This is a genomic window from Microbacterium sp. R86528 (assembly GCF_044596335.1).
Taxonomy (GTDB): Bacteria; Actinomycetota; Actinomycetes; order Actinomycetales; family Microbacteriaceae; genus Microbacterium; species Microbacterium marmarense.
Genome location: NZ_CP138996.1, coordinates 722,089 through 733,901, shown reverse-complemented (window position 1 = coordinate 733,901; position 11,813 = coordinate 722,089). Strand labels below are relative to the sequence as shown.

Here is an 11,813-nt window from a genome sequence, read left to right as displayed (position 1 = left end):
CGTGGCATCCACTGGCCGCGTTTCTCGTCCGGAACTTGCCTACAAGCCGAAGCAGGGCGAGATTCCTACGAACCCGGGTGTCTATCGGTTTCGCGATGCCGAGGGACGAGTGCTCTACGTCGGCAAGGCTAAGAATCTTCGCTCGAGACTGTCGAACTATTTTGCGCCGCTACATACTCTGCACGAGCGCACTCGGCGCATGGTCACGACGGCAGCGTCGGTTGAGTGGACTGTCGTCGATAGTGACATTGACTCGTTGCAGCTTGAATACATGTGGATCAAAGAGTTCGATCCACCGTTCAACGTGCGCTACAAAGACGACAAGTCGTATCCCTTTATGGCGATCACGCTCGCCGATGAAGCGCCGCGCGTGATCGTCACGCGCAACCGTCGCATCGCAGGGGCTCGATATTTCGGTCCGTACCCGAAGGTGTGGGCGGTGCACGACACGATCGACCTGATGATCAAAGTCTTTCCCATTCGCACCTGCAGCGATGCGTCGTACAAGAAAGCGATGGCCACCGGCCGCCCCTGTTTTCCCGGACAGATCGGTCGATGCGGCGGCCCATGCTCGGGCAAAGTGAGTGTTGAAGAACATCGTGCGATCGTCAACGATTTCATGGCGTTCATGTCTGGAGGCGACCAGAGATTCGCCAAAGAGTTGACGACTCGAATGCGCGAGTCATCAGCGGCAATGGATTATGAAGCCGCCGCGCGCTATCGCGACCGGCTGCAGGCAATAGACGCTGTGCTCAGCAAGAGCGCGCTGGTGCTCGACGACGACATCGACGTCGACCTGTTCGGTATCGCTGAAGACGAACTTGCGGCGGCGGTGCAGCACTTCGTCATCAGAGGCGGACGGGTGCGCGCGGTGCGCGCGACGACGATCGAGAAAGAACTCGACATCAGCGGCGGTGAGCTCGTCGACCAGATTCTGCAGCGCACGTACGGCACTGCTCGCGGGTCAGAGGTGCCACGCCAAGTGCTCGTGCCGGCGCTCCCCGATGATACGGGGGATCTCGAGCAGTGGCTTCAAGAGCGTCGCGGCAAAAAAGTGACCATTCAGGTCGCGCAACGCGGGCAGAAAGCTGATTTGATGCGCACCGCGGCCCTCAACGCCCGGCAGGCGCTGATGATTCACAAGACTCGCCGTACGAGTGACTACGTGGCTCGCACCCAGGGGCTCACTGACCTGCAGAATGCTCTGGGCCTCCCAGACGCCCCGCTGCGAATTGAGTGCTACGACGTCTCACACCTGAGCGGAACGAACGTCGTCGCATCGATGGTTGTGTTCGAAGACGGGTTGCCACGCAAAGATCAGTACCGCTCGTTCTCGATCGCCGAGACAACAGACGACACCGACTCCATCGGCCAGGTGCTGACGCGTCGCCTCGCTTATCTGGATCGGCCCGAGCCCGAGACGGCCGCAGAGACCGTCAATGACGACGGCACGGTCGTGACCGAGCGTAGAAAGCCTCGCTTTGCCTACCCACCGCAGCTGCTCGTCGTCGATGGCGGTCAGCCTCAAGTTGCCGCCGCGGCGCGCGCCCTGCGAAACGCCGGGCATGAAGAGATCGCCCTGTGTGGCATCGCGAAGCGTCTGGAGGAGGTCTGGCTGCCCGGTGAAGAGTATCCGGTCATCTTGCCGCGTACCTCAGAAGCCCTCTACCTGCTGCAGCGTCTGCGCGACGAGGCGCACCGATTTGCCATCACCCATCAGCGCAAACGCCGACGCCGCGACATTCAGAGCGTGCTGGCCGAGGTGCCAGGGCTCGGCGAAGCTCGCATCAAAGCACTCTTGCGTCACTTCGGTTCGGTCGCGGCGCTCAAGCGCGCCTCTGAAGAAGAGATCGTTGCGCTACCCGGAATTGGTCCGTCGCTCGCGGCGGCGATTCGCACCCATCTGACAGATGGGTAGGGTGGTTGCCATGAGGCGCGCATGACTGAAACACAGCGACAAGACGCAGGTGAAGTGCTCATTGTCACTGGCATGTCTGGCGCGGGCCGTTCAACTGCGGCCAATGCGCTTGAGGATCTCGGTTGGTATGTGGTCGACAACCTGCCGCCTCAGATGATGCGCCCCCTCATGGACCTCACCGAGCTTGCAGGTGGAGCGCTGCCACGAGTGGCGGTGGTGGTCGATGTGCGCGGTCGCGACCTCTTCGCTGAGCTGCCGGCTGCGCTCGAAGCATTGCGCGAGCGCCGCCAGACAAGAATGATGTTCCTGGATGCTTCAGACGAGGTGCTGGTGCGTCGGTTCGAGTCGGTGCGCCGCCCGCACCCGCTGCAGGGCGACGGGACCATCGTCGATGGGATCCACCGCGAGCGCGAGGTGCTCGCACCCATGCGTGAGAGCGCAGACGTCATTATCGACACGTCGTCGCACAACATTCATCAGCTTTCCACCGAGGTCGCCGAACTGTTCACCATGAAGGGTGCTGCGCGGCACACGGTCACCATTTTGAGCTTCGGCTTCAAATACGGCATGCCGCCCGACGCGGACATGGTCGCTGACATGCGGTTTCTGCCGAATCCGTTCTGGACCGAATCGTTGCGTTCGCTCACGGGCAAAGACGAAACGGTGCGTGAGTTCGTGATGGCGCAGACGGGTGCCGAAGAGTTCATCGATGCGTACGCGCAAGCGCTGCATCCGGTGCTTGACGGCTACCAGCGTGAGAACAAGCGTCATTCTGTGGTTGCGATTGGATGCACCGGCGGCAAACACCGCTCGGTCGTTATGGCTCGGCAGTTGGCCGCGCGGTTGGATTCGGTTCCCGAGGTCACGGTCCGGGTGAAGGATCGCGATCTGGGACGTGAATGAGCCATTGCGCGAGTAGGCTGGACGATCGTCCCTAAGACTGAACCGCAAGGAGATCCGTTGTCGTTGACCGCTGATGTAAAGGCTGAGCTGATTAGCGTGCGCGACCCGCGCCCGACAGCTCGGGTTGCGGAGCTCACCGCGTTGCTCCGTTTCTCTGGCGGACTGCACTCCATCGCGAATCGGGTAGCGGTCGAAGCAGAGCTGGACTCTGACCTGCTGGCACGCCGTACCGCTCGTGAGCTGGTCGAACTTTACGGTGTGCGCCCTGAATTGGTTCTCGTGCAGGGCTCTGGTGGTCGTGTAGGCAGTTCATACGCGGTCCGCGTCATCGAGGGTGGCGAAACCCTTGCTCGTCAAACGGGCCTTCTCGACCAGCGCCGACGGCCCGTGCGCGGGCTTCCCAACAAGCTCACCACCGGGTCGCGTGGCGACCTGACGGCGGTGTGGCGCGGCGCGTTTCTCGCGGCAGGCTCGCTGAGCGACCCTGGCCGCTCAGCCGCGCTCGAAATCACCTGCCCCTCATCGGAAGCTGCCATGGCACTCGTGGGCGCGGGCCACCGCATCGGTGTGGCAGCAAAAGCACGAGAGGTGCGCGCGGTGCCGCGCGTTGTCGTGCGCGAAGCTGAAGCAATTCGTGCCGCCCTGTCTGCAATGGGCGCCGAGCATGCAGCGAGTCAGTGGGACCAGCTTCGCCAGCGCCGCGAGGTTCGCGCTGGCGTGAACCGCTTGGTGAACTTCGATGATGCCAATCTGCGCCGCTCCGCACAGGCCGCGGTCGCCGCGTGCGCGCGCGTGGAGCGGGCAATGGAGATCCTGGGCGACGAAATTCCCGACCACCTGCGTGAAGCTGGAGATCTGCGCCTTGCACACCGTGACGCAAGTCTCGACGAACTAGGCCACCACGCTGACCCGCCGCTCACGAAAGACGCCGTCGCGGGTCGCATCCGCCGCCTGTTGGCGATGGCCGACAAGAAGGCCGACGCTGAAGGTCTGCCTGGTACGGAATCGGCTGTTCCCGCTGGTATCGAAGACTGATCCATCACATGTGACGAAGTATCGCAACCCCTGCCAGTCAGGCCTTGTGCGTCACTAGGATGGGACCGACACCCCGCCGCGTCCGGGAGTTTCGGCGCGGCATCGATCGGAAGAGAGAACATGGCCTCCTACACGTTGCCCGAGCTCACCTATGACTACTCCGCGCTGGCGCCTCACATCAGTGCGTCGATCATGGAGTTGCATCACTCGAAGCACCACCAGGCGTACGTAACCGGCGCAAACACCGCACTTGAGCAGCTCGCTGAAGCCCGTGAAAGCGGCAACTTCGCTTACGTCAACAAACTAGAGAAGGACCTCGCCTTCAACCTGGGCGGGCACACCAACCACTCGATTTTCTGGACCAACCTCTCGCCAAACGGTGGCGACAAGCCGACCGGTGACCTGGCGTCGGCGATCGATGACCACTTTGGCTCATTCGACAAGTTCCAAGCACACTTCACCGCGGCCGCGTTGGGCGTTCAGGGTTCAGGCTGGGCGGGCCTGTTCTGGGACTCGATCGGGGAGAACCTGATCATCCAGCAGTTCTTCGACCAGCAGTCCCAGTTCGCGGCTGGCTCCGTGCCGCTGTTGCTTCTCGACGTCTGGGAGCACGCGTATTACCTCGACTACAAGAACGTGCGAGCGGACTACGTCAAGGCGTTCTGGAACATTGCCGACTGGGGCAACGTTCAGTCGCGCTTCACCACCGCCCGTGAGAAGACTGCAGGCCTGCTGGTACTGTCGTAGCAAGCGTGGGCGTCCCGGCGGGTATGCCTGCCGGGACGCCGATGTCCATAGTCTGAATCGCACTAAACCGCGCACACGCGCACGACACATCTCAGGAGAGAATCCGTGGCTGTCAAGATCGGTATCAATGGCTTCGGCCGAATCGGACGTAACTACCTCCGCGCGGCTCTCGCGCAGGGGGCAGACATAGAAATCGTGGCGGTGAACGACCTCACCGACAACAAGTCGCTTGCGCACTTGCTCAAGTACGATTCCGTCGGCGGTCCGCTGTCGGAAGACGTTTCATACGACGAGGACTCGATCACCGTCGGTGGAAAGACAATCAAGGTTTTTGAAGAGCGCGACCCGGCCAACCTTCCGTGGGGCGAGCTGGGTGTCGACATCGTCATCGAGTCGACGGGTCGCTTCACCAAGGCAGAAGACGCCAAGAAGCACATTGCGGGTGGTGCCAAGAAGGTTCTGATCTCGGCGCCGGCCACCGGCGACGACGTGACGATCGTCATGGGCGTCAACGAGGGTGACTACAACCCCGACACCGACGTCATCATCTCGAACGCATCGTGCACCACGAACTGCCTTGCACCGCTTGCCAAGGTCTTCAACGACGCATTCGGTATCGAACGCGGCTTCATGATGACCGCTCACGCGTACACCGCTGACCAGAACCTGCAGGATGGCCCGCACGGCGACCTCCGCCGCGCACGCGGCGCAGCGATCAACATCGTTCCCGCGTCAACTGGTGCGGCGAAGGCTATCGGTCACGTGCTGCCTGAGCTCAACGGCAAGCTGAGCGGTTCTTCGTACCGCGTGCCCGTACCCACCGGCTCGATCGTCGACCTCACGATCGTCACCCCGACCGAGGGACTGACTGCCGAGCAGATCAACGCGGTCTACAAGGATGCTGCCGCATCTGGCGCTCTCGCCGGATTCCTGCAGTACACCGAAGACCCCATCGTCTCCAGTGACATTCAGGGAAATCCGCACTCGTCGATCTTCGACTCGGAGCTCACGAACGTCAGTGGCAACCTGGTCAAGGTGTCGGCCTGGTACGACAACGAATGGGGCTACTCCAACCGTCTCGTCGACCTGACCGAGTACGTTGCCGAGACGCTCTAAGCGATAACCATGCCACTGCGCACCCAGGAATCGCTCGGGTCGCTCGCAGGCAAGCGCGTCATCGTCCGTTGTGACCTCAACGTTCCCTTGCGGGACGGGGTTATCACGGACGATGGCCGCGTGCGGGCCTCTCTTCCCACGCTGAACGCTCTGATCAACCAGGGTGCTCGTTTGGTCATCTGCTCGCATCTCGGTCGCCCAGCGGGCGCGCCTGATGAGAAGTACTCTCTCGCGCCGGTGGCGCAGCGGCTCTCGGAGCTGCTGGGCAAGCCCGTCGCCTTCGCTCGCGACACCGTCGGTGAGTCCGCTCACGACGCCGTTGCGGCGCTCGAAGACGGTGAGGTTGCAGTCATCGAGAACCTGCGCTTCAACCCGGGCGAAACAGCGAAAGATGACGCTGAGCGTCGCGCCTTCGCTGAGCAGCTCGCACAGCTCGGTGACGCACTCGTTTCCGACGGCTTCGGTGTTGTGCACCGCAAGCAGGCGTCGGTTTACGATCTCGCAGAGATTCTGCCGTCTGCGGCAGGGTTGCTGATCGCCAAAGAGCTCGATGTTCTCGACCGGCTCACTGAGAAGCCCGAGGCGCCTTACACGGTGGTGCTCGGAGGATCGAAGGTCAGCGACAAGCTCGGTGTGATCGCACACCTGTTGCCGCGCGTTCAGAAGATCTGTGTCGGTGGCGGGATGATGTTCACGTTCCTCGCTGCGCAGGGCTACAAGGTCGGCAAGAGCCTTCTCGAAGAAGACCAACTCGACACCGTTCGCGGTTACATCGAGACGGCTGAGGAACTGGGCGTCGAACTCATTCTTCCGGTGGACGCGGTCGTCGCGGCCTCGTTCGGTGCAGATGCCGCACACGAGGTCGCCGCGGCAGACGAAATCGAGAACACGCCATTCGGCGCAGACGGATTGGGGCTCGATATCGGGCCGCAGACTGCCGAGCTGTTCGCTGTCGCAATTCGTGAGTCGAACACTGTCTTTTGGAACGGACCCATGGGTGTGTTCGAGATGGCAGCTTTTGCTGCTGGAACAAAGACCGTTGCCAAAGCCCTCACCGAGGTCGGTGGCCTGTCGGTCGTCGGCGGCGGCGATTCGGCGGCGGCGGTTCGTCAACTTGGCTTCTCCGATGACCAGTTCGGTCACATCTCGACGGGCGGCGGCGCAAGCCTCGAGTTCCTCGAGGGTAAGAAGCTCCCCGGACTGGAGGTCCTCGGATGGCAGTAGCAAGAACCCCGCTCATCGCGGGTAACTGGAAGATGAATCTCGACCACTTGCAGGCGGTCGCGTTCGTGCAGAAGCTGCACTGGACGTTGAAGGACGCAGCGCACGAAGACGGCTCGGTGGAGGTAGCAGTTTTCCCGCCCTTTACCGACATCCGCACGGTGCAGACGCTCATTGACGCAGACAAGATTCCGTTTGCGCTCGGCGCGCAAGACATCTCGTCACATGATTCGGGCGCATACACCGGAGAGATCTCGGGCGCGTTCCTGTCGAAGCTCTCTTGCGGCTACGTCATCATTGGTCACTCCGAACGTCGTGAGTATCACGCCGAGTCTGACGAGGTCGTTGCCGCCAAGGTTCAGGCTGCGTTGCGCCACGGCGTCGTGCCGGTGATCTGCGTCGGTGAAACAGCCGAAGACCTCGAGAAGTTCGGAGCCAGTGCGGTTCCGGCAGGGCAGCTCGAAGTGGCACTTTCTGGAGTCGCCGCGGATGCCGAGATCGTGGTTGCATACGAACCTGTATGGGCAATCGGCTCCGGTCAGGCGGCAACTCCGCAACAGGCTCAAGATGTGTGCGCCAAACTGCGCGAGGTCATCGCCAGCAAGATGGGTGCGGACGCTGCGGCGAAGACCCGCGTGCTGTACGGCGGTTCTGTGAAGTCCGCCAACATCGCGAGCTTCATGCGTGAGCCTGATGTTGACGGTGCCCTGGTGGGTGGGGCGAGTCTCGTTGCTGACGAGTTCGCCGCGATCATCCGGTTCCAAAAACACGTCGGCGTGTGACTTGTGACGAGGGATGCTGCGGGTCTTCCGTAGCATCCCTCGTCTCGTCGTATACTTGACCCTTGTGCGATCGGTGATTGATCGCCACGAAAGGCTTCAAAGACAGTGGATATCCTCGAGTTCGTCCTGCAGGTGCTCCTTGGCATCACGAGTCTCCTGCTGACCCTCCTCATCTTGCTCCACAAGGGGCGCGGTGGTGGCTTGTCTGACATGTTCGGTGGAGGAATGACTTCGTCGCTCGGCTCTTCCGGGCTCGCAGAGCGAAACCTCAACCGGTTCACGATCGTTCTTGCGCTCATCTGGTTCGTCGCGATCGTTGCGCTCGGCCTCATCACGAAATTTCAGGTCTAATGGCTACTGGCGGTAACGCAATCCGGGGCACTCGTGTAGGTGCCGGTCCGATGGGTGAGCAGGATCATGGCTTCCACGCCGATCGCGTGACGATCTCGTACTGGGACGCCCTTGGCAACGAGACGGTGCGCCATTTCGCCGCAGGAATTCCAGAAGAGGAGATTCCCGAGACGATCGACTCACCGCACTCGGGACTTCCCGCAGGTCGCGATAAGGCGAACCCGCCAGCGCTTGCGAAAGCTGAGCCGTACAAGACGCACCTCGCGTATGTGAAGGAGCGCCGTTCCGACGAAGAGGCTGACACGCTTCTCGATGACGCGCTCACGCAGCTGCGCGACCGACGCGGTCAGGTGTAGTCACCGAATCTGTGTAAGAAGAAAGCGGATGCCTAATGGCATCCGCTTTCTCTGTCTCTTGCGTCCGCGAGATCAGTACTCGCGGTCAATCAGCTCGTGTGGCACCTTCTCTGCAGCCATCTCGTCAACGAAGAAGACCGTGCGCTTGCGCCCTTTGGCGCCAGCGGCTGGAACGTTGGAGTAACTCGCCCCTGCGAGCGCGAGCCCTAGCGCCGATGCTTTGTCTGCGCCAGTGAGCACCATCCACACTCGTTTGGAATCGTTGATGACCGGCCGGGTCATCGAGACGCGCTCCGGTGGCGGCTTGGGAGAGTCGCGGACGACGACTGTTGCCGCATCGGTGATATGGATCTCGCCGCGGTCGGGAAAAAGTGAAGCGATATGGCCGTCGGGGCCTACGCCGAGGAAGCAGATATCGAACGACGGCCAAAGTCGTCCATCGCGACCGAATGACGCGAGCTCACTGGCATAGGCAGCCGCGGCATCGTCGAGGGTGCCGCCCTCATCGGCGGCTGCGATGGCGTGAATATTCTCGGCAGGAAGATCGAGACTGTCGAGCAGAGCTTCACGCGCCTGCTTCTCATTGCGGTCGGTGTCATCGCGGCTGACGAAACGCTCATCACTCCACCAAAAATGAACGAGAGACCAGTCGATCTTGCTCACTTCGGTGCTGCGCGACGCAGCGGAAAGCACGGCGGCACCCATTGAGCCGCCGGTGAGCGATACGTGGACCGTCTTGCCTTCGCCGGCACGTTTGCCGACGCGATCAAGGAATCTATCTGCCACCGATGCGGCGAGCGACGCCGGGTCTGGGCCGATGACCACAAACTTCTCGGCCCACGCTTCGACCATATTCGCCTACTCCTGTGTCTGGCCGGACGGGCCAACCACCGTCGGCGGGCCCAGCAACTTCCAACCTTCGCTGATCACTCGACCATACAGGAGGTCTGGATCGAGACGCCGCAACTCCTCGGCAAGACACTCACGCAACGTGCGTCGGGGGAAAGAAAGATCGTGAACTGGTTGGCCAGGCTGGGTCAGGATTGCCACTCCCGCACTGGGGCGCTCCAACAGCACCTCACCGCTCTCGCGAACCAGGCTGACTGACTTGATGCCGTGCGGCCACTCGGATTCGTCGAGGTAGCCCCAGTCGACTTCCACATCGAGCGCGAGACGCAGCCATGCGGCGAGCAGAGCAGTCGAGGGAGAGTCGGCGGCGCCGCGCACCCGAACCGCTGTCACCGTCTCGTATGGCGGCTGGTCGAGAATCGCCGCCAGCTGTTCTCGCCACCTGGTGAGACGGGTCCATGCCAGATCCGTATCGCCCGGAGCGTAGCGATCACCCAGCGATGACACCCACTTGGACGGATCGGACTTGGTGGCAGCATCGGTGATGCGGCGCTGGGCGATCTTGCCGATCGAGGTTTTCGACGGAAGATCGGGCGTGCGGTTCGGCCACCATACGACGACGGGAGCGTCAGGAAGCAGCAAGCCTGTCACCAAAGACTCGAGGTTGCGGTCGCCGACCTCACCCTGAACCTTCAGAGTGACAACCTCGCTCGCACCGGCATCTCCGCCAACACGGATCTGTCCGTCGAGGCGCGATTCAGCATCGCCATCGGCGATCATCAGCACGATGACGCGCATCGGGTGCTCGCGAGACGCATCGTTCGCCGCCTCGATGACCTCTTCGAGCGCGCCGTGTCGCGTGAGGATGATGAGGGTCAGAACTCGGCCAAGGGCGACAGCGCCACCCTCTTCGCGCACATTGACGAGTGCTCGGGAGATTTTACTGACGGTGGTGTCGGGCAGATCAACGATCATGGGCGCCTCCAGACGCGTCCATCGCGGGCGAGCATTTCGTCCGCGGATGCCGGACCCCAAGACCCGGGTGAGTATTGTTCGAGTGCACCATCCTGGGCTGACCAGAATTCCTCAATCGGGTCGAGAATCTTCCACGACAGCTCGACTTCTTCGTGACGGGGGAACAGCGGCGGATCACCGAGCAGCACGTCAAGAATGAGCCGTTCATAGGCCTCTGGGCTCGCCTCGGTGAACGCATGCCCGTAGCCGAAGTCCATGGTGACATCGCGCACCAGGTTTCCCGCGCCGGGAACTTTTGAGCCGAACCGGATCGTCACGCCCTCATCGGGCTGCACGCGGATGACGAGCGCGTTCTGCCCCTGGCCGGAGGTCTGACTGCGGGAGAATAGCTGCTCAGGTGAGCTCTTGAAGACGACGGCGATCTCAGTGACGCGGCGGCCGAGTCGTTTGCCGGTGCGCAGATAGAACGGAACTCCGGCCCAACGGCGGGTGTTCACCTCAAGCGTGATCGCCGCGTAGGTCTCAGTAGCGGACGCGGGATTCATGCCGTCTTCCTCGAGAAAGCCGAGCACCTTTTCGCCGCCCTGCCAACCGCCCGCATACTGTCCGCGAGCCGTGGACAGCGTGAGATCGTCGGGCAGTGTGACTGCCGCGAGTACTTTCTCCTTCTCAGCACGCAGATTCGCGGCGTCGAATGAGATCGGCTCCTCCATCGCGGTCAACGCCATGAGTTGCAGCAGGTGGTTCTGAATGACGTCACGTGCGGCGCCGATGCCGTCGTAGTAGCCGGCGCGTCCTCCGACGCCGATATCTTCGGCCATCGTGATCTGTACGTGGTCGACGTAGTTGCGGTTCCAGATCGGTTCGTACAGTTCGTTGGCGAACCGCAACGCCAGAATGTTCTGCACGGTTTCTTTGCCGAGGTAGTGGTCGATTCGGAATATGGAGTCGGCCGGAAACGCGGAGCGCAGCGCGTCGTTGAGCGATTGTGCGGTGTCGAGGTTGTGCCCGAAAGGTTTCTCGATCACCACACGGCGCCAGCGGTCGGGTTGGTCTGCAGTGTCATCCACTAGCCCAGAAGACTTCAGTTGCTCTGCGACAAGGGGAAAGTCTTTCGGAGGAATTGACAGGTAATAGGCATGATTGCCCATCGTTCCTCGTTCGACGTCAAGTTTCTCGACCGTGGTGCGCAGGCGTGCAAACGCCTCGGGATCACCGAATTCGCCGGAGACAAACCGAATGCCCTGGAGCAGCTGCTGCCAGGTTTCGTCTCGGAACTCGGTGCGCGCATGTTGGCGCACTGCGTCGTGAACAACCTCAGCGAAGTCTTGATCCTCCCAGTCGCGCCGTGCAAACCCGACTAGCGCGAACCCGGGGGGCAACAGTCCGCGGTTCGCGAGGTCGTACACCGCGGGCATGAGCTTTTTACGCGAAAGATCACCGGTAACCCCGAAAATGACCAAGGCGCTCGGGCCAGCGATGCGGTTGAGTCGGTCATCGCCGGTGTCGCGAAGCGGGTTGTTGCCTCGCGATATGTCGATTGTCATTGAGTGAAGACTC

The 11,813-nt window shown here is 61.8% G+C and carries 12 protein-coding genes; 9 read left to right on the top strand and 3 right to left on the bottom strand.

Going from position 1 to position 11,813, the window contains the following annotated elements; translation table 11 throughout:
• Position 1: 1 nt before the first annotated feature.
• From uvrC to SJY18_RS03570, 9 genes are all read left to right on the top strand, one after another.
• Positions 2-1,918: an excinuclease ABC subunit UvrC gene (gene uvrC, locus SJY18_RS03610; protein ID WP_396668415.1), complete on the top strand. Its 1,917-nt coding sequence runs from the start codon at positions 2-4 to the stop codon at positions 1,916-1,918.
• 21 nt (positions 1,919-1,939) lie between these two features.
• Complete coding sequence (rapZ, locus tag SJY18_RS03605) at positions 1,940-2,821, top strand: RNase adapter RapZ (RefSeq protein WP_396668414.1); 882 nt, start codon at positions 1,940-1,942, stop codon at positions 2,819-2,821.
• A gap of 57 nt (positions 2,822-2,878) precedes the next feature.
• Complete coding sequence (gene whiA / locus SJY18_RS03600; RefSeq protein ID WP_337337781.1) at positions 2,879-3,856, top strand: DNA-binding protein WhiA; 978 nt, start codon at positions 2,879-2,881, stop codon at positions 3,854-3,856.
• Between the two features lie 120 nt (positions 3,857-3,976).
• Complete coding sequence (locus SJY18_RS03595; RefSeq protein WP_337337782.1) at positions 3,977-4,603, top strand: superoxide dismutase; 627 nt, start codon at positions 3,977-3,979, stop codon at positions 4,601-4,603.
• Positions 4,604-4,708: 105 nt separating this feature from the next.
• A complete protein-coding gene (gene gap / locus SJY18_RS03590) occupies positions 4,709-5,719 on the top strand; it encodes a type I glyceraldehyde-3-phosphate dehydrogenase (protein ID WP_396668413.1) in 1,011 nt (336 codons plus the stop codon).
• A gap of 9 nt (positions 5,720-5,728) precedes the next feature.
• Entirely contained in the window at positions 5,729-6,943 is a 1,215-nt protein-coding gene (locus SJY18_RS03585) for a phosphoglycerate kinase (RefSeq protein WP_337337784.1), read from the top strand.
• On the top strand, positions 6,934-7,722 hold the full coding sequence (tpiA, locus tag SJY18_RS03580) for a triose-phosphate isomerase (RefSeq protein ID WP_396668412.1): 789 nt from the start codon (positions 6,934-6,936) through the stop codon (positions 7,720-7,722). Before SJY18_RS03585 ends, tpiA begins: the two co-directional genes overlap by 10 nt.
• Before the next feature lie 105 nt (positions 7,723-7,827).
• Entirely contained in the window at positions 7,828-8,073 is a 246-nt protein-coding gene (secG, locus tag SJY18_RS03575) for a preprotein translocase subunit SecG (protein WP_337337786.1), read from the top strand.
• Positions 8,073-8,429: an RNA polymerase-binding protein RbpA gene (locus tag SJY18_RS03570; protein WP_337337787.1), complete on the top strand. Its 357-nt coding sequence runs from the start codon at positions 8,073-8,075 to the stop codon at positions 8,427-8,429. The genes secG and SJY18_RS03570 overlap by 1 nt, the downstream gene beginning before the upstream one ends.
• Positions 8,430-8,501: 72 nt before the next feature.
• Here SJY18_RS03570 and pgl read toward each other — a convergent pair whose 3' ends face one another.
• Genes pgl through zwf form a run of 3 tightly spaced genes read right to left on the bottom strand, consistent with a single transcriptional unit; the run spans position 8,502 to position 11,800 of the window.
• Complete coding sequence (pgl, locus tag SJY18_RS03565; RefSeq protein ID WP_396668411.1) at positions 8,502-9,281, bottom strand: 6-phosphogluconolactonase; 780 nt, start codon at positions 9,279-9,281, stop codon at positions 8,502-8,504.
• A 6-nt stretch (positions 9,282-9,287) separates the two neighbouring features.
• The gene (locus SJY18_RS03560; protein WP_337337789.1) at positions 9,288-10,253 is read right to left on the bottom strand and encodes a glucose-6-phosphate dehydrogenase assembly protein OpcA; all 966 of its coding nucleotides are present in this window, start codon (positions 10,251-10,253) and stop codon (positions 9,288-9,290) included.
• Entirely contained in the window at positions 10,250-11,800 is a 1,551-nt protein-coding gene (gene zwf, locus SJY18_RS03555; RefSeq protein ID WP_396668410.1) for a glucose-6-phosphate dehydrogenase, read from the bottom strand. The genes SJY18_RS03560 and zwf overlap by 4 nt, the downstream gene beginning before the upstream one ends.
• Positions 11,801-11,813: the final 13 nt, after the last annotated feature.

Coding starts and splice junctions, on each gene's coding strand:
- zwf (WP_396668410.1), bottom strand. CDS start 11,800: ATGACAATCGACATATCGCGAGGCAACAACCCGCTTCGCGACACCGGC.
- SJY18_RS03570 (WP_337337787.1), top strand. CDS start 8,073: ATGGCTACTGGCGGTAACGCAATCCGGGGCACTCGTGTAGGTGCCGGT.
- rapZ (WP_396668414.1), top strand. CDS start 1,940: ATGACTGAAACACAGCGACAAGACGCAGGTGAAGTGCTCATTGTCACT.
- SJY18_RS03595 (WP_337337782.1), top strand. CDS start 3,977: ATGGCCTCCTACACGTTGCCCGAGCTCACCTATGACTACTCCGCGCTG.
- SJY18_RS03585 (WP_337337784.1), top strand. CDS start 5,729: ATGCCACTGCGCACCCAGGAATCGCTCGGGTCGCTCGCAGGCAAGCGC.
- tpiA (WP_396668412.1), top strand. CDS start 6,934: ATGGCAGTAGCAAGAACCCCGCTCATCGCGGGTAACTGGAAGATGAAT.
- SJY18_RS03560 (WP_337337789.1), bottom strand. CDS start 10,253: ATGATCGTTGATCTGCCCGACACCACCGTCAGTAAAATCTCCCGAGCA.
- pgl (WP_396668411.1), bottom strand. CDS start 9,281: ATGGTCGAAGCGTGGGCCGAGAAGTTTGTGGTCATCGGCCCAGACCCG.